General features: G+C 42.9%; 18 protein-coding genes. 2 read left to right on the forward strand and 16 right to left on the reverse strand.

What is annotated here, in order from left to right:
* Positions 1-126: 126 nt before the first annotated feature.
* From K401_RS0128775 to K401_RS0128785, 3 genes are read right to left on the reverse strand one after another with little or no spacing between them, the layout of a single operon-like run.
* Complete coding sequence (locus tag K401_RS0128775; RefSeq protein WP_051464104.1) at positions 127-1,794, reverse strand: extracellular solute-binding protein; 1,668 nt, start codon at positions 1,792-1,794, stop codon at positions 127-129.
* Positions 1,795-1,828: 34 nt separating this feature from the next.
* Positions 1,829-2,743: a carbohydrate ABC transporter permease gene (locus K401_RS0128780; RefSeq protein ID WP_084493015.1), complete on the reverse strand. Its 915-nt coding sequence runs from the start codon at positions 2,741-2,743 to the stop codon at positions 1,829-1,831.
* Between the two features lie 13 nt (positions 2,744-2,756).
* Positions 2,757-3,713: an ABC transporter permease gene (locus K401_RS0128785; protein WP_024296192.1), complete on the reverse strand. Its 957-nt coding sequence runs from the start codon at positions 3,711-3,713 to the stop codon at positions 2,757-2,759.
* Between the two features lie 301 nt (positions 3,714-4,014).
* Here K401_RS0128785 and K401_RS0128790 point away from each other — a divergent pair, with 301 nt between their 5' ends.
* The gene (locus K401_RS0128790) at positions 4,015-4,965 is read left to right on the forward strand and encodes a helix-turn-helix transcriptional regulator (protein ID WP_024296193.1); all 951 of its coding nucleotides are present in this window, start codon (positions 4,015-4,017) and stop codon (positions 4,963-4,965) included.
* On the opposite strand, the gene K401_RS0128795 is transcribed toward K401_RS0128790, so the two are convergent.
* From K401_RS0128795 to K401_RS0128830, 8 genes are all read right to left on the reverse strand, one after another.
* A complete protein-coding gene (locus K401_RS0128795) occupies positions 4,948-5,208 on the reverse strand; it encodes an HPr family phosphocarrier protein (RefSeq protein ID WP_024296194.1) in 261 nt (86 codons plus the stop codon). The genes K401_RS0128790 and K401_RS0128795 overlap by 18 nt on opposite strands.
* An 8-nt stretch (positions 5,209-5,216) precedes the next feature.
* The gene (locus tag K401_RS0128800; protein ID WP_084493018.1) at positions 5,217-7,142 is read right to left on the reverse strand and encodes a BglG family transcription antiterminator; all 1,926 of its coding nucleotides are present in this window, start codon (positions 7,140-7,142) and stop codon (positions 5,217-5,219) included.
* The gene (locus K401_RS0128805; RefSeq protein ID WP_084493020.1) at positions 7,139-8,044 is read right to left on the reverse strand and encodes a DMT family transporter; all 906 of its coding nucleotides are present in this window, start codon (positions 8,042-8,044) and stop codon (positions 7,139-7,141) included. Before K401_RS0128805 ends, K401_RS0128800 begins: the two co-directional genes overlap by 4 nt.
* On the reverse strand, positions 8,032-9,480 hold the full coding sequence (locus K401_RS0128810; RefSeq protein ID WP_024296197.1) for a glycoside hydrolase family 1 protein: 1,449 nt from the start codon (positions 9,478-9,480) through the stop codon (positions 8,032-8,034). The genes K401_RS0128805 and K401_RS0128810 overlap by 13 nt, the downstream gene beginning before the upstream one ends.
* A complete protein-coding gene (locus K401_RS0128815; RefSeq protein ID WP_024296198.1) occupies positions 9,477-9,878 on the reverse strand; it encodes a PTS sugar transporter subunit IIA in 402 nt (133 codons plus the stop codon). The genes K401_RS0128810 and K401_RS0128815 overlap by 4 nt, the downstream gene beginning before the upstream one ends.
* A 14-nt stretch (positions 9,879-9,892) precedes the next feature.
* Positions 9,893-11,131 (reverse strand): PTS sugar transporter subunit IIC, encoded by a 1,239-nt coding sequence (locus K401_RS0128820; RefSeq protein ID WP_242837919.1) that lies wholly within the window; start codon positions 11,129-11,131, stop codon positions 9,893-9,895.
* A gap of 4 nt (positions 11,132-11,135) precedes the next feature.
* Positions 11,136-11,444, reverse strand: coding sequence for a PTS sugar transporter subunit IIB (locus tag K401_RS0128825; protein WP_024296200.1), 309 nt, complete (start codon positions 11,442-11,444; stop codon positions 11,136-11,138).
* Positions 11,445-11,696: 252 nt separating this feature from the next.
* Complete coding sequence (locus tag K401_RS0128830) at positions 11,697-13,142, reverse strand: aspartate ammonia-lyase (RefSeq protein WP_024296201.1); 1,446 nt, start codon at positions 13,140-13,142, stop codon at positions 11,697-11,699.
* A 226-nt stretch (positions 13,143-13,368) separates the two neighbouring features.
* Here K401_RS0128830 and K401_RS0128835 point away from each other — a divergent pair, with 226 nt between their 5' ends.
* Positions 13,369-14,304, forward strand: a complete 936-nt coding sequence (locus K401_RS0128835; protein WP_024296202.1) for a LysR family transcriptional regulator — start codon at positions 13,369-13,371, stop codon at positions 14,302-14,304.
* Between the two features lie 223 nt (positions 14,305-14,527).
* Here K401_RS0128835 and K401_RS34015 read toward each other — a convergent pair whose 3' ends face one another.
* From K401_RS34015 to K401_RS0128860, 5 genes are all read right to left on the reverse strand, one after another.
* Positions 14,528-15,151, reverse strand: coding sequence for a chorismate mutase (locus K401_RS34015; RefSeq protein ID WP_084493022.1), 624 nt, complete (start codon positions 15,149-15,151; stop codon positions 14,528-14,530).
* A 381-nt stretch (positions 15,152-15,532) separates the two neighbouring features.
* Positions 15,533-15,793, reverse strand: a complete 261-nt coding sequence (locus K401_RS0128845; RefSeq protein WP_024296204.1) for a hypothetical protein — start codon at positions 15,791-15,793, stop codon at positions 15,533-15,535.
* A 257-nt stretch (positions 15,794-16,050) separates the two neighbouring features.
* Entirely contained in the window at positions 16,051-17,727 is a 1,677-nt protein-coding gene (locus K401_RS31620) for a VanW family protein (protein ID WP_024296205.1), read from the reverse strand.
* 163 nt (positions 17,728-17,890) lie between these two features.
* Positions 17,891-19,282, reverse strand: a complete 1,392-nt coding sequence (locus tag K401_RS0128855; RefSeq protein ID WP_024296206.1) for a sensor histidine kinase — start codon at positions 19,280-19,282, stop codon at positions 17,891-17,893.
* Positions 19,279-19,980, reverse strand: coding sequence for a response regulator transcription factor (locus tag K401_RS0128860; RefSeq protein WP_024296207.1), 702 nt, complete (start codon positions 19,978-19,980; stop codon positions 19,279-19,281). The genes K401_RS0128855 and K401_RS0128860 overlap by 4 nt, the downstream gene beginning before the upstream one ends.
* Positions 19,981-20,229 lie beyond the last annotated feature (249 nt).

Consider the following 20,229-nt stretch of genomic DNA (forward strand, 5'->3'; position numbering starts at 1 on the left):
GTTTCATCCTTTCTTTTGGGTCAATCGGATCATCGCGATCCGCGAACCTGTTTGATGGGGTTAAAAAGCTGCCGCAAATTTGCAGCAGCCTTTTTCCATTCTTCGTCTCATTTATTCCTTGCCAAACTATTTGATATAATCCCCGGCATCAATCAATGCCTGTTTCTCATCAAGAATTTCCTGATATCCGTTATCCAAATATTCCTTGCAGTATGCATCATACTTGGCCTCAAGTTCTTCCGGCTTGCAGGTAACCATATCAACGTAGAATTCCTGCCACATTGCTGTTAAATCGGCTTTGTATTCATTCGTAGCTTCAATACTTTTTGTAAAGATCGGACTGATGATCCCATATTCTTTAATTTCCTTGTCGTAATCATAAGCATTCTGAACCAGCTGCTCATAGCCTGCCGGAGCCAATGTCTTTAAGTTTGCCTTAAAATTCTTGGTTTCGTCACCATAATCAGCCACCTCGGCTACCAGGCACCAGTAATCTTTATTGTTATTGTTGGAAAGCTTAGACTCCCCTGCAAAATCTGGTACCGGAACTGCAATGCCTTCTTCATTCAGCGTATAATTTACCCCTTCCATGCCATTTTGCAGGAAGAATAAATTCTCCGGCTGAATCATCCAGTCCAGGAACATCCAGATTGCCGCCCGCTGCATATCACTGGCAGTGGAGTTAATTCCCATGACCATACCGTAAGGCGGATATTCATAATAATATGGCTGACTACCCGCAGGGGCTAAAGCCTTTGGAGACATAACAGAAACCTCCGCATTGGGATCGTTGGCTTTCAAGCTGCTGATCACATCCGTATTGGCTGCAATATAAAAGCTGTAAGTCCCCACATTACCAGCTACAAAATCTGCTTTCCACGCAGCGTCATCCGTATTTAAGTAGAATTCAGGATCTAAAATCCCCTCATTAAATTCTTTATTCATTGTTACCAGATAATCTTTGGTCGCCTGCCAGGTAAGAGGCGCTACATTCAGATCCAGATATAACGCCAGTTCATTCTTATCTGGATCAGACCCGATAAATGGATATTCATAGGTATAGCTCTTGTTGATCAGATAATCTCCGCGTGTCCCAAGACCGGCTTCCTTCCAGGCAGCCATAACTGCATCCAGTTCCTCTCTTGTCGTTGGCTTTTCCATACCCACCTTATTTAACCAATCCTGACGGATCAGGTGCACATAGTTGTAATAAATAGCATTTCTTCCTGCGAAAAAGAACGTGTTTTTCCCATCCAACTGTCCGTATTTTTTGATGGTATCACCTAATTTATCATAATAGGCCGGTGCATAGTACTGAATCTCATCCAGATTCAACTCCTGCATGGCACCTTCCCCATTGTAGTTTACTGCTTGCGGCATATCATAATGAAAGATGATATCCGGCGCATTGCCCGCAGCGATCATCTGCATATAATCTGTCACTTCATTCTGACGATTGATACCTACATAATTCAAAGTGACATTGTACTTATCCCCAAATTCCTTTTGGATCCATTTCGTATAATAATTATTTGCCGGATCCCAGCCCTCAAATCCACGGTCATAAACCGGAATTTTGATTGTCACATTCTCCGGGAAACCAGCAGAATAGTCCGTGAAGCTTCCAGCCTCAGAAACACCTCCCGCTTCCGTGGACGCAGTGGCGGCACCGCCCCCTGCCGTCGTTGCCGTCGTCTCCTCTTTTTTGCCTCCGCAGCCAGTTACCGCGCCTGCTGCCATGATGACAGCCGCACCAAAAGCTGCCAGCCTTTTACATGTCATTGCCCTCCTCATAATACTTCCTCCTTTTCATATTCTTGCTTTATCATCAGCCTTTGACTGCACCAATCATAGTCCCGCGCACAAAGTACTTCTGTACAAAAGGATAGATGCAGACAATCGGCAATGTTGCAAATATAATGCAGGATGCCTTAAGCACCTCCGGGTTCGTGATCTGTCCTGTAGCTACAACTCCTTCCGCCTTAAAGGATTCCGTGGCTGCCACAACCAGATAGTATAGTTTCAATTGTAAAGGTCTTAAATTCACCCTCTGCTTGATATAGAACAATGCATCGGAATAGGCATTCCAGCGTCCTACTGCATAAAAAAGTGCAATGGTGGCGATGATGGGCTTGGAAAGCGGAATCACGATTTTTGTCAGAATCTTAAAATGCCCGGCTCCATCAATAACCGCTGATTCTATCAAGCTTTCGGGAATGGATGACTGAAAATTATTCATCATAATTAAAAAGTTATACGCCGAAAATGACAACGGTAAAATCATACACCACCAGGTATCCAGCATTTTAAGATCATTCATCAGCAAATAATCGGGAATGGTGCCTGCTGTAAAATACATCGTAAACATAATCAGAAAGCTCATCACCTTACGGCCCTTTAATTCCTTTCTGGTCAGTGCATAGGCGGAACTGATGGTCAGCACCATGCCAATGACCGTAAAAGAAAGAGTCACTATGACCGATACATACAAGGAACGTACAATGGACACATCCTGAAATATCTTTTTATAAGCCGTAAAGTTAATCCCTTTGGGAATCAGAAATACCTTATTGGCTACGACGAATGCTTCATTACTGACCGATTTCGCAAAAATATGTATAAATGGAAGCACACAAGTAAGACTCACCAGGGTCAGAACCATATAAAACATAATGTCTATCGCCATATTCTTCGTCTTTGTATTGATCCATCTGCGGTCATGATTCTTTTTATTCAGACTCATACTTGATCCTCCTTTAGATCAGTCCATCTTCACCCAGCTTCTTTGCAACCCAGTCTGCCGCCAGCACCAGAATCAAACCGATCACCGACTGGAACAGCCCAAGTGCCGTCGCTTCACTGAACTTTCCGTCTCCAATTCCCCAACGATAGACCAGAACCGGAATGGTAGTCGTGTACTGTGTCGCCTTAGCATTACAGAGAGCAAAGATGCGCTCAAAGGAGCCTCCCATCAGCTTACCCATGTTCATAATAAGCAAGGTTACGATGGTACTCCGGATACATGGAATCGTCACATGTACACATTGCTTCCATCTTCCGGCCCCATCTACCCTGGCAGCTTCATAAAGTTCTGAATTTACACCAGTGATTGCCGCCAGATAAATGATCGTTCCCCAGCCCATGGACTGCCATACGCCAATCAGCACATAGCTGAACAGCCACCAGCCATTTCCCTGTAAAAACGGAACCGGACTGTGTCCTATATTCTGTATAAGAGCATTTACCACACCATTGCTTAAGGAAAACATGGAATATGCGATACCTCCGATAATAATCCAGGACAAGAAGTGAGGAAGGTATAATAGAGTCTGAGTTATCTTTTTAAAATATTTACTTTTGACTTCATTTAGGATCAACGCCAGGATAATCGGCATCGGAAATCCGAATAACAGATCCAGAACATTTAAAAGCAGGGTATTATAAACCGACTGTCCAAAATCCCTCTTTTTAAAAACTTTCCCGAAGATATCCAGTCCTACCCATTTACTTCCTGCATATCCTTTTGCCACCTTGTAGTCTTTAAACGCGATGGACAGTCCCGTATAAGGCAAAAACTTAAATACCAATATAAACAGCATGGGAAGTACCAGCAAAGCATACAACTGCCAGTCCCGTCTCAAGTACCAACCGATACTATGCTGTTTGTTCTGAGTATAAAGTACTGCGGCAGCAGGCGTCTTTGATCTTTTCATAGTCTGTCTCCATCCCCCTTTATTACTTTTTTACTTCCTGAATGTTTTACTTATGGATTCATTATATGAAAATCACAATCCCATTTCAAAGCGATCCCCTGCGAAAACTGCTCATTTTCAACCATTTATCGCTGGATATTCCGTACTATTTTATCTTTTTCGTTAACTATCTGTTACTTTCCCACTTTTTTTTGAACATTTTGTCAAACTTTCTTTTTATTATCAAAGATATAAATGGTTGAAAATTCAATTGGTTATATTATATAATCAAGGTATCACTAGGAAAAGACGGAGGAGTAACATGGCCAGACCTAAGAAATCTATCATTGAATACAGAGATTATCATTTACCGTCGCATTTTCCAGTCCTTTTGCTTACTGGGGAGCATTGGCGGATTTCTGATATTCCTTCCGGGCGCCTCCACATTCATAACTGCCTGGAGATCGGTTTCTGTGAATCAGACAGCGGTACAATGGAATTCGAGGACACCGCTTATCCTTTTCACGCAGGTGATGTTACAGTTGTTTCCTGCGACATCCCCCATACCACATACAGCACCACAGGCTTCACCAGTAAATGGTCCTACCTTTTTGTGAACTTAGCCGATTTATTATATCCACTCTTCTTAGGAACTGATATCCAGAACATAGATCTCCTGTCTTTTTCTGAGCATCACCTTAGTCTGATCATGAGCCGGGAGGAATATCCTATCATCTACTCCCTAATCATCAGAATTATTGACGAGATGAAGCAAAAAGAGGATGGGTACGAGCTTAGTGTCCGCGGCCTCTTCCTGGCGCTGGCTACTAACTTGATGAGAATTACATCCGCCATAAAAAACAGGGGCAATGACCAGCCCAAAAACGCCCTGGTCATTGCTCCTGCTCTGAATTATGTCCGTTACCACTATATGGATGACTTTCAAATGGAATATCTTGCAGCTTTATGCGGACTCAGTCCCACACATTTTCGAAGACTCTTTTCCTCTGTGATGCACACCAGCCCTCTGGAACATTTAAACAGCATACGCATCCGAAAAGCAGCGGATTTGCTGCGCATGACAGAAGACTCTGTGGTCAATATCTCTGAACGGGTAGGCTTCCATTCTGTCTCCAGTTTTAACCGCCACTTCTCAGAAATAATGAATACAACCCCAAGGGAATGGCGGCATCAAATGTCTATTTTAAAAGACCAGTCAATCTTAAAATATAATGGTTGGATGTATGCGGAACTGTTAAAAAGAAAAAATTAGAATCCACTGACTGATCTGCTCCTCCACCTCTGCCTCGTCGGTTCCTTCGATCACAAAGGTCAGCACTTCCCCTTGACCCGCCTTTAAATTCATCATGGAAAATACGTCTTTGCAGTCTCCGGCCAAGCGACCTTTCTGAATGAATACTCTGCTTTCATAGTCCCTGCATATTCCGGCCAGGCTGACGGCCACCCTGGCATGCAGCCCTCCTTCATGGAGAATTTTATGCTGAAATTGTCTCATACGCCCTCCTATTGAAAGCATTCAACGATTGTATCAATAAACTCCTCATAGGAATCACACTTCAGTATCCGGTCCGCATGAATGGTTTCCAGAAGCAGGACAACCAGATTATCAAAAACTTCATGAAAAACAGCCCTGTCTTCCCGGTTCACGGAAAACAGCAGGATGATCCGTACCATGTGCTCCCCCCATGGTATGGGCCTGTTTGACAGCATGACAAACATTCCCGTCTTATGGGCATCCATTTTCAGAGAATGGGGAACGGCAATATGTCCGAAAGATGTTGATGAGTGCTCTTCCCGCTCCAGCACCTGATCAATAAACCCCGGCTCCACATATTCTGCCTGCTCCATGCAATTCACCATAAAACTCAGGGCCTCCTTTTGATCCTTCACTTCCGGATTCTTACAAAAGAGCTCTTCGGAGGCGATCTGTATCAAAAGCTTCTTTAAATGCTGCTTTCTTTTTGTCATCTTCACCTTTTCGATCTTCTCCTTAATCCCCGCAATATCCCTGTCATTTAAAAAGGGCGAGACCAGCACCCACTCCTGAGTACCGGCTTCCTCTGCAGGAAGGGTGGAAATGACCAGATCCGGTATTTCCAGACCTTCTATTTCCCAAAGGTCAGTGACTACAGCCATTATGGCCAGTCTTTCCCCAAATTCCTCTTTAATGCGTTCCATGATGCGTTCCGAAAAATCATAATACTGGGGAAACAGCAAAATACACTTCAGCTGATCCCGCCCTTTGCCTCCTGTCGTTAAATTTCCTCCGATATGAAGGGCAATATAGGCGATCTCATCTTCCCCTACCCGGTATCCGGTCAATTCATGGAGCTTGTCTGCCAAACTGACCGCGCAGTCAAAAATCAGGGGGCAGGTATTCTTGATGTGCTCCGCCAGCGGATTCCTGGCTGAATAGTGATTTTTCAGCCTGGACAGCAAATTGCTGATATGAAGCGTAAACTTAATGGTAAAATCCTCATTCTCCACGTCAATGAGATAATTCTCCTTGAGATAGTCCAGAAGACGGCACACCACCTCATAGCACTCGGCTCCCACAGTTTCTATGAGCCCGCCCTGATTTAAGCTTCCGAAATCCACCTTCATGAAATGGCTGACCAGAATACCTGTCAGCTCCTCTCTTTCCAGCTTATTATAAACAATATCGTAAATTTCTTCGATCTGCCGGATGATGCTTTCTGACAATTCTTTTTCCCTTGTTCCGAATATCCTCTTTTCAGGAATATGTGTGATGAACGTGCGCTTTTTTCTGATCCGGTCCATGCTTATGACTACATCCATGATCAGATTGAGCATGGCATAATCATTGACAAAATAGCGGAACTTCTTACACTGCTTTAAAATGATTTCTCTCAGCACTTCCAGATCATAATCGGGAAATGCCTTCTGGACCACATTAAGGCTCAGCACATTCCGGCTGAATTCCTCATACAGCACGGAGCTTAACAGACGCCTTTTGTTCCGCTCCTTTCCCTCCACTGTGATCCTGCTTCCATCAGTATTAATATACAGCTCAAATTCCTTCAGCTTTTTCCGGACCCTGCTCATATCCTTTTTCACGGTTTCATAGCTTACAAACAGCTTTTCACCAATATCATATAGGTCCATTTCCCGGACCTCTTCCCCATCCTTTGCAAGAAGCTTAAGGATAATAAAGCCGATTCTCTCTCCAGGTGTTTCCGGAATGCGGATATTCTGCCCAAGCAAGGCGGCTTTTCCCCTCTCCTTATTAATCCGATATCCCTTTCTGCTTCCGTCAATCAGGCCGGGTTCAAAATAATTGATCTCACTTATATAGTTTTTGATGCTTCTTTCAGACATCTTTAAGACGGCTGAAAGCTGTTTTGCCGTAACCGGCTCATCTTCCTTTAATAAATTCCTGATTACGTCAAGTAACTTCCCTTTCATCATTCCTCCGCCTTTCCCTTTTCAGGTCCATTCAGAATCAGCACAGCCGCCAGGACACAGCAGATTCCGACCACTCCTGCCAAAGTGATTGGCTCTTTTAGAATCAAAAAGCCCAGTAAAGCCGCCACCACCGGTTCCACGGAGGCCAGTATGGAAACGCTGCTCGCTTCTATTTTCTCCAGTGCCCGGTTATAGCAGAAATAAGAGAAAATGTTGCAAAGAAGCGAAAACAGTACAAATATGATCAGGGTCTCAGGGTTAGCCCTGATGACCGCCGCCGCATTTTGGGGCTGTCCAATGAAGATTCCCGCCAGGGCTGCGGCCACAAAAGTATAATAAAGCACGGTCATGGAAGAATATCGTTTCAGAAGTATTCCTGCGGTTATGCTGTACATAGCATAACCAAAAGCCGCGCCAAGCCCCCAAAGAACCGTTTCCGTAGATATCCGCATCTGGCTCGAAAAAATCCCGGACACAAAGGCACAGCCTGTGATAGCCAGCAGGACGGACAGAAATCTTCTTTTGCACGGTTTTTCCTTAAATAAGGGGACGGATATCACTGAAACCAGAGCAGGCGACGTATACAAAAGTACCGCCGCCGTTGCCATGGAGGACTTGGAAATGGTCACGGCGTAGCAGATGTTAAAAAACAGCATGCAGCACACTCCTGTCACCAGAAACCAGACCACATCCTTGGGGGCAATGAGAAATGCTCCAGGGTTCTTCCAACAGAAAAACAGGGTAACAAGCAGGACAGAAACAACAAAACGGATCACCGTCAGCTGGATGGAAGAAAATCCATAACCGGACAACAGCTTAACAAAAAGGCCTATTGTTCCCCACAGGCTTCCTGCCGCCAGCGCCCAGAGCGCCGCTTTCTTTCTGCCTCCCATCATGCCTCCCATTCCAGCGATCTGCCGTTGCTGTGGATGACTTGTTTATACCAATAGAAACTGTCCTTGCGGTACCTGTTTTTGCTCCCTTTTCCCTCATCATCCTGATCCACATAAATGCAGCCGTACCTCTTTGACATCTCGGCGGATGAGCAGCTGACAATGTCTATGGGGGACCATAAGCAATATCCGATCAGGTTTACCCCATCCGCGATCGCCTCCTTCATCTGCTCCACGTGAGCTTTTAGGTAGGAGATCCGGTAGGAATCGTGAACGCTTCCGTCCGGATCCAGCCTGTCCCTGGCCCCAAGACCGTTTTCCGTAATAAAAAGAGGGATTCCAGGATACCGGTCGCTATAGGTATTTAAAGCGGTCCTCAGACCCAGGGGATCAATCTCCCAGCCCCATTCCGATTTTTCCAGATAAGGATTGCTGCTTTTATCCATGGCTTCAAATGAATTTTTCCTGGAATCATTGATTTTCGTATAATAATAACTAAACGACAGAAAATCCATGGGATATTGTTTCAGCAATTCCTCATCCCCGGGTTCCATCCGGAGCTTTATATTCTCATCCTCAAAATATCTCGCCGCATAGCCTGGATATTCTCCTCTTATCTGTACGTCGGAAAATAAAAACTGCATTTGGTTCTTTCTTAAATTGAATAAAACATCCTCCGGCCTGCAGGTGGCCGGATGGGCGATCTTGTCACTGACCATGGTCCCCACCAGAAGATCACCGGAATAGGACAATGCCGTCTTCTTTGCTATAGCGGATGCCACAAACTGGTGGTGAACGCCCTGATAAACAGCCTCCTTGAAGTTATCCGCCCGGTCCCCCAGGATCCCCAGGGAATTAAAGGTCAGAAGATTGATCTGGTTGAAGGTGATCCAGTATCTGACCTTTCCGTGATACCGCTTAAACAGCGTATCACAGTACCGCTCAAAGCATTCCACGGTCTTTCTGCCAAGCCAGCCGCCGTACGCCTTTACCAGGTGAATGGGCATCTCATAGTGGGAAATCGTCATAACCGGCTCCATCCCGCACTCCCGGATGGTATCGATCAGCTCATCATAATAGTCAAGCCCCTCCTGATTGGGGTAATTCTCATCGCCTCTGGGATATATTCTGCTCCAGTCAAAGGAAGTCCGAAAGCATTTCATTCCCATTTCCTTCATCAGCCTTAAATCCTCCCGGAACCGGTGATAGAAATCAATGCCATACTGCTTCGGGTAATACAGACCGGAATCTATTTTCAGGCAGTTCTCATCATTTCTGATTGCCGCATCCTCTCTTCTGTCGTCTCTCATTTCTTTTTTTATATATGGATGATAGTCCGCAATGGAAAAACCTTTTCCTCCCAGAAGGGAGGCACCGTCCGCCTGATTGGCGGCAATTGCCCCTCCCCAGAGGAAGCTGTCGGGAAATTCCCGGTTTACAGTTTTCATACTGCCAGCCCTCCGCCATGTTCCAGCTTCGAGATACGCATATCCATCTTTTCAAACATACTGCACAGTTTCTTTGCCAGATTCAATTCCGTATTGATGGTCATTACCGTATCCTGAGCATGGGTAAAAAGCATGGAATAGGCAAATTCTTTTCCTCCTGCCTCCGCCTGGATCACTTCAGTCTGGGCAATGTGCGCCTGGCGGATCTCAGCCTGGGCTTCTTTTAACCGTTCCTGAGCAGCACTGAACTGACTCTCCCCTATACAGTCAAGCGCCTCCATGATCAGGTTCCTTGCATCTCCTGCGCGAATAACGATCTGCATGGCAACCGCTGCAGTCTGTTCTCTTTGGTCATTATCCGTCTCGTTTAATATTTCATGTCTGTCTTCTGCTGTCATAGCGATTTCTCCTTTTAACCTTTTGCTTCCTCCTGTTTTTCCAGTTCAGACTGTCTCTTGTCGTAAAGTTTGAAAAACGGGAAAAATATAATAGTTGCCGCCAATAGATTGACTGCTGTCAGCACCAGGCCAGATAAACTGTGGTTAACCAGCCAGGAACTGATGAATACCGGACAATACCACAGATTGAAAACTTCTGCCGGAATTGCCACCAGTCCTGAGACCTGAGCCAGGTAGGTGATGACCGGAAGGACGATCGCGGTGATCCACATGGGTATCATCAGAAGCGGATTCCATGCTACACAGCCAAACACAACGGGTTCATTGATATTCAACAGGCTTGGTACAATGGAAGCCTTGCCCAGGGCCTTAAGCTGCTTTGACGCCGCAAAAAACAGCATAATGGACAATGGCAGGGTAGCTCCTCTTCCTCCAAGGCTCAGCCACGCATACGTCGCCTCATTGGTAAAGGGCTGTGTGGCTGCCATTCCCGAAGCCACCGCATCCGCGTTAGCTGTGATCGCCACAAGGCAGATGGGATTTAAGATTGGCTGGAATACCCAGCCGCTGATTCCCATGGAGTACAATATGGTGGGAATCAGATAAAGCAGGATCATTCCCGGCAGGGATTGGGCAATGCTGTTTAACGGTGAGAATAAGTTGACAATAAAGCTGTACATGTCAAAACGGCACTGAAGCACCACAAACCAACCGATCAGTACAACTGTCGCAATGGGGATCATGGAATCAAACCATTCCTTCACAAAATCCGGAACCACGGAATTTTTCTTGAAAAAGGTAAAGGAAGCAAACAGATTCATCACCGCCGCCGTGAACAGTCCTGCCACAATTGCCACGAACATGCCGCCCGCCCCAAAGCTTGTAAACTGATATATGTAACCCGCGTCCGTCACCTGCGGATTTACAATGATCATAAACAGCGCAATGCCGGTAAATCCGGCCGTCAGCTTCATCTTATTGTTTTTCTTTAATTCCAGAACATAATATGGAATCAGGAATACCATGAAAATCGAAATCAGTCCAAAGGTGTAATTTCTTAAATCCGTCAATACAGGAAGTGCCGGGATAAAATTTTTAATAACGTTGTAAATGGTGATCAGAGAACCCACCAAAACCATTGGCAGGGTCTTGATAATTGCCTTCTGCAGCGCGGAAAGCCATGCATTTCCAGTTAATTCTTCCATCTTCGGGGCCACAACATCCCCCATCCAGTTCATGAATTTTTCCATCATATGTTTATTCCCCCATCATATCCAGTGCTGTTTTCAAAACTGCTTCTCCATCCAGTGTGGCATAGTATTTCCGGTCAATAATGGCCGCCTTTACTTTATAACCGCTCACTTCTTCCTGGATCTCTTCAAATTTGTGTTTCAAATGCGGGCCGATAAGCAGAACTCCGACCCCTTCAATATTCTCAAGAATCTCCGTGTCACTGACGGCTCTGATTTCTACCTCCAGACCTTTTTTCTCAGCCGCCTTTCTCATCTTCTGTGCTATAAAGCCGCTGGAAGCACCGACTCCGCACGCAAGCAGAATATTCCTCATCCCTTTTTCCTCCTTTCTCTCTTTTTATGTCAGTATATATTCTTTTTCAATGGATCTCAAATATGCATTTTCCGCATTTCGGTGCAAAAAAATACCCTTCCATTATAAACAAAAAGACTTCTAATGCATCTATTCCGGCAAACGAACCTTAGAATAAATCCATTAAAAGTCTGATAACACTTATCTGGTACGCACTGCAAAGCAGTTGCGTTAACTTTATAAGTTAATATAAATCCTTTATGTTGCCTACTCCTAGACCACCGCATTTTGAGATTTACTCAAAAGTTTGCCTGAAATTCCCGGTTCCGTCATGGAATAAGGATCTAATATCTGTTCCAGATCCTCTTTGGAAAACAACTTTTCTTTTAAAATTAAATCTTTGACATATACCCCTGTATGTATGGCTTCTTTTGCATATGCAGACGCCTTATTGTATCCCACATATGGGCTGATGGCTGTAATGATGCCCACACTATTTTCAACCATGCTTCGGCAATGTTCCTCGTTGGCTGTTATTCCGGTAATACAGTTGTCAATCAAGGTACGTACTGCATAAGTCAACGTTTCGATTGACTGGAACAGATTATAAAATATAATCGGCTCAAAAGCGTTCAATTCTAATTGCCCGGCTTCTGTTGCCATGGTGATGGTCGTGTCGTTTCCAATGATATTAAAGGCTACCTGGTTGACAACCTCGGGAATTACAGGATTCACTTTTCCCGGCATAATCGAAGATCCCTGCTGCTTTGGCGGAAGATTAATCTCTCCTAATCCGGTTCTTGGGCCGGAAGACATCAACCGAAGATCATTTGCCATTTTGGAAAGATTTACCGCACAGGTTCTTACTGTACCTGACACAAATGTGTAGCCATCTAAGTTTTGTGTAGCATCGATTAAATCAAATGCCTGTATAAGATCCAGGCCGGAAACTAATGCCATGTTTTTCACGACCCTTTGCATATATTTTACATCAGCATTGAGGCCCGTACCAATTGCGGTACCGCCCATATTGAGGGCGCTCATTTCCTTTTTCGCATTTTCAAAACGGGCAATATCCCTTCTGATTGCCGTACTGTAAGCCCGAAACTCCTGCCCCAAACGAATCGGAACCGCATCCTGCAGCTGTGTCCGTCCCATCTTAATGACATGGTCAAACTCCTCCGCTTTTTGGGATAAAACATGATAGAGCCGTTCAAGCTCCACAGTGGCTTTATTCAGAAGCTTTAAAGTCGTCATTCGTCCGCAGGAAGGGAATACATCATTTGTAGACTGCCCATGATTCACGTGGTCATTGGGATTCACCAGAGTATAATCGCCTTTATTACCGCCCATCAGTTCAATCGCACGGTTGGCGATTACTTCGTTGGCATTCATGTTAAGTGATGTTCCTGCACCCCCCTGAATAGGATCTACAATAAACTGGTCATAAAATTTCCCCGACAGGATTTCATCGCAGGCACGCACAATGGCGTCTGCACATTTTTTATCCAGCTGCCCCACCTCGAAATTTGTGATTGCGGCAGCTTTTTTTATCTGCACAATACTGTTAATAATTTCTGGATGCATATTTAAACCGGTAATATAAAAGTTTTCTGCTGCCCGGAGTGTCTGAATTCCGTAATATGCATTAAGAGGAACCTCCTTGGTGCCTATGGAATCATATTCCTGCCTTGTCTCAACTACCGTTTCCTTATCCATTATCAATTACCTCTTTCATTCTATTTAAGCTTATGGCTTTCTCTAGACCTCATTATATAGTCGCCGTTTTCCAAAAACAAATATAAATATGAATATGAGAATCATAAATAAAAATTAATAACCCGTGTTACTACTTGCTTATTAATAAATCACGCAGTATATTAAACACATATAAATATATTTACTGACAATATAAATTTTTATTTATGGGATATAGGAGGCAGATATGTTTTCCAATAAAGAGTATGTTTATGAAGTTTATAAAGCTAAAAGTTTCTCCAAGGCAGCTGAAAAATTATTTATCACCCAGCCGTCATTAAGCCTGACAATAAAAAAAGTCGAAACACAAATTGGCTCTCAATTATTTGATCGCAGTACGACGCCCATACGATTAACTGATTGTGGTGAGGAATATATACGATGTGTCGAGAAAATAATGGATATAGAAAATGGCTTTGAAACTTATTTAAGTGATTTAAGTGACTTGAAATCAGGTACTTTGGCAATTGGGGCCAGTAATTTCTTTGCTTCTTATATTCTTCCTCCGATCATTACAAAATTCAAGTCAAAATATCCGCGGGTAGCTGTTAATTTGATCGAAGCTAATACCGTACATCTGGAAAAATATCTTCATGCCGGTGAATTAGATCTGATTATAGATAATTATCCGTTTAATGAAGCTATCTACCAAAAGCACTTTTTTTATCAGGAACAAATGATACTGGCGGTTCCAGTGAAATTCCATTACAACAAGAATGCAAAAAAATACTGCCTGACTACAGAAGATATTGTAAATAACAGGCATTTACATTCATCTATTCCTGCAGTCCCTTTGGATAAATTTGAAGACGCCCCGTTTATACTGCTGCGATTCGGAAATGATACACGTACCAGAGCGGACAGAATATTTGAAGAACACGGGATCAAACCCAATATCGTACTGGAATTGGATCAATTGGCGACCGCATACCACACTGCCTGCAACGGTATGGGAATAACATTGATCAGTGATACACTGGTAAAAGAAACCTTACCAGATCCCCGTGTCATATATTATAAAATCGACAGCGTACATACGGTGAGAAACATTTACTTTTATCATAAAACCAGCAAATATATTACAAGGGCAATGAAAGAGTTCTTAAATTCAATGCAAAAGTAAATTTTATATTTCATACGGAGGGTTCAATATAACGGAGGCTGAGCCTACACGTCTGCCTTTATCTTTCGGAACTCTGATGCCAAATAAAAACTTTATCAGGGATACCGTATATTGAACCCAGTCCCTGTCCTTAAATTGCATGCAATTATATCATTATGTAGAATTTCGCACATTATAAGGGATCAATAATAACGCCTGATTAAATCAATTTTAACCATTTATATCAGTCATTATAAAATACCTTCTTTTCTGCATCAATAAACCAACTTATCATTTTACGATACAAAGCTTCTATCATATCTGGATTTGTTCCAAGCTCTGACGCTTTTGTACGAACCTTAGAGATAACTGCTTCAACACGGTCAGGAGCGTTTACCTCATCTTCACTTTTCTTAAAGGCAGAAGCCTGAATAACGTATGTTTGCCTCTCATATATAAGCCTGACTATCTCATTATCAATTCTATCAACGTTTTTTCTAACCTCATCCAAACCACTGCATTCCATTGCAGCAGGGCTTCTGCTTTTACCTGCTTCTTGTTTTTGTTCATATTCTTCATAATCTCCAATAAATTCAGGACTATAAATTATGTCATCTATTGCTTTTGAAATAAATTCTTTGTTGCTCAATCCGAATGAAGTGATAGCCGACCTTATCGCTCTTTCAATCAAGCTGCTTTTTGTATTATGAATTTGTGCAATCTGATCATATATTTTCATGATCCCAATTGCATGAGTGCGCTCAGCTCCTAACATGATTGCTTCAACCAAATATTTGTAGCCAGCGTAGGTATGTTTGACTCCCATGTTATCTAAATATTCATTTATTGCCATCGTAGTTATAACCATTCACAATCCCTCTTCTTAAAATTTGAGACTCCACATTCGATGAATCTCATACCGAATGATCTTACTCTAGTTATTTTAAAATAATAATATATCCGCTTACATAATATAATCATTATGTTCTAAAAAAGACTTTTGGAGTATTAAATTGAGTAACCGGTCCTCATCATTTCATAATAAGGCTTAATTACAGGGTAAGGGAACGGACTAAACCAGCCGGCATCAGCAATTTTAATTGCTTTCCTCCAAACAACGTTTAAGCTGTTTAACTATAAACCCGCAGCAATTCTGTTGCTGCAGAAGATGAAAAATTTCTAATGCGTTTCTCCAGCTTCATAAGACTTTTTTCAATGTAATCCGTTTTGATGCCGGGCGGTGCATAAACTAGAAAAAGAACTTCCTTTGTAGATTCGGTAGCAACCCGGATTTGAAATGCAGGTCTTTTCTCCCTTTTAGTACGGATTCCAATTGTGGTAACAGATGATAGCTGCTGCCGAATTTCTTATAATAGGCAACATGCGCCCCCACAGGATAAAGGTCTTTTAAAGCTTTTTTGTCTAAACTTCCATACTTTTTGCATAATCCATCCATAGCCTCCGCCAGTTCCGGTTCATTGCATGAGCCATAATAGGAAACACCACGCATAACAAAAAAATCCTCCATACCACTATAAAATTATCTCTCCACCACTTCGTTCTTTGGCGATAGACGACCTTTCCATTACCTGATGAGGCATCAATCACCTTGCCATTTCCCAGAAGGCAGATACCCAAACTCGCTCAGCAGGCTCTGCACTCTTTCAACACTTTCACCTTCTTCACCAATAATCAGGCCTTCGTACTGCACGCGCTTCGTTACAGTGTTCTCAGGTTTCTTTGAAATTTCAGTTCCTTTCAGATTCCTTACTCTGTTTCATTTGCTGCGATTCCGGGCCCTACCGGCTTTTTTTCCGTCTCTGTTGGTGTTGGGAGTGGATTTTGCGTTCCATTGCTGTCACTATGTTCAGGAGCCTGGCTTTCCTGTATTGTCTCTGCAGCACTCTCATCGGGTGAAACCGTCTCAGCGGCGCCAGCAGACTCCACTGGCGGTTCTGTTGTATGAGGTGCTTCTGTTTCAGCAGGAATCACAATTCCGGAAGTATTCCTCTTTACAACACCAGCCTTTCCTCGATAGGTACTGGTATGGAAATAGTCTTCTTTGATTACCTTTCCATCCTTTGATGTAACCAGATAGGTCTTCCAGGTGCTGCCCTTCACTCCTTCTGTTGTTTCTACCTCCTGCCCAGGCTGCAGAGTCTGGTCTTCCTCATACTTTGGAGCAGGCGGGTCATAATCTTTCGTCTTCTCGGACCGCATGGACACCTTAACTCCATCCTCCAGAATCGGCATGCCAATAATTGAAACCGTCAGTTTTTTATCTTCAAAAACAGCGCGGATTGCAACAGATGTGTTTTGTTTGTTTACAAACCGCAAGTCCGGCCCGCTGTAACCATCGTAGCTGACCATGGAATCTTCGCCTGGAGTTACATAGGAAGGTTCAAAGCTATGAGGATTACGCTCTGTTGTTTTGATACCTGAAAAGATAATTGCGTTATATAACGTAGAGGAAACCTGGCAGACACCTCCGCCAGGCTCTTCAACAAATTCTCCGTTTCGATAAGCACCGGCCGGTTTATACCCACGTTCAATGGTACGGTTACCTGTCGTCTTATTAAATGAAAACTCCTCTCCAGGGAAAATCACCAATCCATTTAAAGCATTTATTGCTAATAGGATATTATTGTTTCGATTCTGGTTACTGGTAGCCACCGTGGAAAATGTTCCGATTACTTTATATTCTTTTTTTGCCCCGGCTGCCGAAAGCTCAGGAGCCTTTTTACTATGGTCCACAAGAATGATTTCTTCAAATTTTTTATTCTTCACAGCATTCATAATGTCCTGAACTGCTTTTTCCTGATTGATTTCTGCACCATTCTCTCCTTCCGAGTAAATCCATCTTTTATTTTCCTTATCCCAGCCTGTTAATTGTCCATTTAATGGCGCTTTGTCCCATTTGGCAGCTGCCTTTTCTATCTGAGCTCTTATAACACCTTCGATATCTGACAAATCCAAACGGTATACTCCATTCCCTTTATTCTCATTTTCAGAATATATTTTTTCCACTAATTCCTCCACCCTCTGCGGCAGCGGATTTTCTATGGGTTCAACTTTTTCGCCGTATTTCAGCTGAATATTCCACGTATAAGTATTTAAAAGCTTTTCTCTTGTTTCTTCTTTTGTTAATCCCATAATAGATATATCATCAATTTTAATGTCTCTTACCACTCTTTCAGGAGCTTTCGTTTCTGTTTCCGGGGGAGTTGTCTCCTCAATCATCTCTTTAACAGAAGACTGTACTTCCACATTGCCGGCTCCTCTTCCTTTTCGGAGGGATGACGGTATATAAAAAAATGCAGCAGTTAAGAAACACAAAATAACCGCACCCTGTATAATCATACTGATGTTAAACCATTTTTCTTTATAGGGATGAACCCTCTTTTTTTTTCGGCTTCTTCTTCCCCCATTCCTGTATTCCCTCATGTTTCATGCTCTCCTTCCTATTACCGCCTTTATTCCAAGTCATATATTAATCATACAAAAAGAATGTGTGGATTTTATGAGTTCCAGCAAAACAGCACTGCCATAACTGGCAGTGCTGTTTTGTTTATTGAAATGTTTTTACTGGACTTTTTCTATTACACCGTTAGCCGGGAAATACCATGGTAAACATAGCCCCTTGTCCGTTTTCACTTTCTGCGTAAATCTCTCCCCCATGCTTTTCTACAATTGCTTTCGTAATAGAAAGTCCGATTCCCATGCCTCCGGTTTTTTTACTTCTGGACTTGTCTACACGGTAAAACCGGTCAAATAAATATGGCAGATCTGACTCTGGAATTCCGGAGCCGCTGTCTTTTACCTTGATTATGATCTTACTGTCTGATTTTTTGTACTCCACCGTAATCGTTCCTCCTGGCGGAGTATAAGTCAGGGCATTGGAAAGAAGGTTTACCATACACTGTTTCAATCTGTAATAGTCGGCGTACACCGGCGTTTTTTCCGGCATTTCCATACAAAGGCTGATATTTTTATCCTGCCTCTTTATTTCAAAATCCCGGAATACAGCCCCACATAAATCATGAAATTCCAGATCTGCCTTGTCCAGTGTCTGCTTCCGGCTCTCCAGAGTATATAGCTCCTGCAGCTGTCCCACAATCTCAACCAGGCGGAGTATCTCAGCATGGCAGCTCTCCAGATGCTCGGCGTCTGCAGCCCAGACACCATCCAGCATGGCTTCCAGATGTGACTGAAGATTTGTAAGGGGCGTGCGGAGCTCGTGCGCTACATCTACGGTTATCTGCCGTTTCTGCTTTTCGTCCTCCCGAAGCGCTAAAGACATCTCATTAATGGATTTCACCAGATTCGTTGTTTCCACCATAGCAGTTTTCTTTTCCGCCTGTACCCCATACTCACCGCCTGCTATCCTCTGGGCTACTTGAATGACGCCGGTAATAGGCTTTGAAACTGCCCGAGCAATGAGTACACCCAGAATAATGACTACAAAAAGAGAAAAGCTTCCAATCAGCAAAAGCGACTTATTCAACTCCTTTAAAAGCTCCAGTTCCTCGTCATTCAAGGAGTATGGACCGTAATAGCCTATTTTCAGTGTTCCGGTAATATTCCCGCCGTTCTCTAATTGATAGACTTCCTCCGTATAGCTCCCTCTAAAATTAGGATATTTTTTATTCATATTGTTTTCAGCATGCTGTAATACCATCTCGCATTCTTCTGCCCTGTGGTTTTGGATATCCCAGTCAATTTCTTTGTTGACTGATTGCACATGTGTAATGATACCATTCTGCAAGGCTGCATATCCAATAATTTCAATCCCTTTCAAATCGTATGAACCGGTTTTGGAATTATACAGCTGATTGATTTGGGAAATGATTTGATCAATCTGATTCTTCTGCTGTGTTTTTGCATAATGTTCAAAAATACTGTCAGCTGTCACATGAAAGAAAAGACTCAGGCACAGGACAATTAATACTGCTATGGCGGAATATGAAATGATAAGAGTGCCTTTCAAAGTTTTTTTCATGACTCTGCTCCTGCAAATTTATACCCGGTTCCATGAACAGTAAGAATAAAGTTCGGTTTTTTACGGTCTTTTTCTATTTTTGTTCGTATGCTCTTGATATAAGTATCAATGCTTCTGTCATATCCGTCAAAATCATCACCCAGAGCGTAGATTATCAGCTGCTCTCTGGTAAATATCCGGTTCGGAGCCTTGGCCATGGTTGCCAGTATTTTATATTCTGTCGGCGTCAGGCCTGCATCCTTACCGTGAACCCTGACTTCTCCGTTTTGAAAATCAATGAGAAGATATCCTTGATTATATGAGACCGGAATGCTGGTAAGCTCATCACTTTCCATCCGCCTTAAAATAGCCTCTACTTTTGCAACGATAGTTCTGGGGCTGAACGGTTTAAAAATATAATCATCTGCACCCATTTGAAGCCCTTTTATCAAATCTGTCTCTTCTGTTTTCGCTGTCAGCATAACAATCGGAACCCTTGAATTCATGCGTATCATTTGACAAACCTGCTCTCCCATAATATCCGGCAGCATTAAATCAAGTAAAACCAGAGCAAGATCATTGGATTTAAATAATTCCATTGCGGTAGTTCCATCATAAGCGCTTAATACCTGATAGCCTTCTTTTTCTAAATATGCCCGCAATACATCTATTATTTTTTCCTCGTCATCCACAATGAGAATAGTTCTGTTTTTTTTCATATATTTTCCCCTTCATCTGTGATTTTATCATTCCCGGTCCTGCCTTTAAATTATATGATAGGAAACGTCTATTAGAAAGTATTGGTTTATTACATTTCCATTATAATTTATCACAGAGATGTGAGGATTATATGACTATTAAACAGACTATCTTGTAATTTTTTATTTACCAATTCTCATATCTCCCACATGTTCTTAATACTCTTGCAGGAGTTTAAACAATTTACCAGGAAACAGAAACACCTATAT

Origin of the sequence: Lacrimispora indolis DSM 755, assembly GCF_000526995.1 — a bacterium.
Lineage (GTDB): Bacteria > Bacillota > Clostridia > Lachnospirales > Lachnospiraceae > Lacrimispora > Lacrimispora indolis.

What these genes read in the sequence shown, in the direction of transcription:
- K401_RS0128775 (WP_051464104.1), bottom strand. Translation starts at nt 1,794, where the DNA reads ATGAGGAGGGCAATGACATGTAAAAGGCTGGCAGCTTTTGGTGCGGCT.
- K401_RS0128780 (WP_084493015.1), bottom strand. Translation starts at nt 2,743, where the DNA reads ATGAGTCTGAATAAAAAGAATCATGACCGCAGATGGATCAATACAAAG.
- K401_RS0128785 (WP_024296192.1), bottom strand. Translation starts at nt 3,713, where the DNA reads ATGAAAAGATCAAAGACGCCTGCTGCCGCAGTACTTTATACTCAGAAC.
- K401_RS0128790 (WP_024296193.1), top strand. Translation starts at nt 4,015, where the DNA reads ATGGCCAGACCTAAGAAATCTATCATTGAATACAGAGATTATCATTTA.
- K401_RS0128795 (WP_024296194.1), bottom strand. Translation starts at nt 5,208, where the DNA reads ATGAGACAATTTCAGCATAAAATTCTCCATGAAGGAGGGCTGCATGCC.
- K401_RS0128800 (WP_084493018.1), bottom strand. Translation starts at nt 7,142, where the DNA reads ATGATGAAAGGGAAGTTACTTGACGTAATCAGGAATTTATTAAAGGAA.
- K401_RS0128805 (WP_084493020.1), bottom strand. Translation starts at nt 8,044, where the DNA reads ATGGGAGGCATGATGGGAGGCAGAAAGAAAGCGGCGCTCTGGGCGCTG.
- K401_RS0128810 (WP_024296197.1), bottom strand. Translation starts at nt 9,480, where the DNA reads ATGAAAACTGTAAACCGGGAATTTCCCGACAGCTTCCTCTGGGGAGGG.
- K401_RS0128815 (WP_024296198.1), bottom strand. Translation starts at nt 9,878, where the DNA reads ATGACAGCAGAAGACAGACATGAAATATTAAACGAGACGGATAATGAC.
- K401_RS0128820 (WP_242837919.1), bottom strand. Translation starts at nt 11,131, where the DNA reads ATGATGGAAAAATTCATGAACTGGATGGGGGATGTTGTGGCCCCGAAG.
- K401_RS0128825 (WP_024296200.1), bottom strand. Translation starts at nt 11,444, where the DNA reads ATGAGGAATATTCTGCTTGCGTGCGGAGTCGGTGCTTCCAGCGGCTTT.
- K401_RS0128830 (WP_024296201.1), bottom strand. Translation starts at nt 13,142, where the DNA reads ATGGATAAGGAAACGGTAGTTGAGACAAGGCAGGAATATGATTCCATA.
- K401_RS0128835 (WP_024296202.1), top strand. Translation starts at nt 13,369, where the DNA reads ATGTTTTCCAATAAAGAGTATGTTTATGAAGTTTATAAAGCTAAAAGT.
- K401_RS34015 (WP_084493022.1), bottom strand. Translation starts at nt 15,151, where the DNA reads ATGGTTATAACTACGATGGCAATAAATGAATATTTAGATAACATGGGA.
- K401_RS0128845 (WP_024296204.1), bottom strand. Translation starts at nt 15,793, where the DNA reads ATGCGTGGTGTTTCCTATTATGGCTCATGCAATGAACCGGAACTGGCG.
- K401_RS31620 (WP_024296205.1), bottom strand. Translation starts at nt 17,727, where the DNA reads ATGAGGGAATACAGGAATGGGGGAAGAAGAAGCCGAAAAAAAAAGAGG.
- K401_RS0128855 (WP_024296206.1), bottom strand. Translation starts at nt 19,282, where the DNA reads ATGAAAAAAACTTTGAAAGGCACTCTTATCATTTCATATTCCGCCATA.
- K401_RS0128860 (WP_024296207.1), bottom strand. Translation starts at nt 19,980, where the DNA reads ATGAAAAAAAACAGAACTATTCTCATTGTGGATGACGAGGAAAAAATA.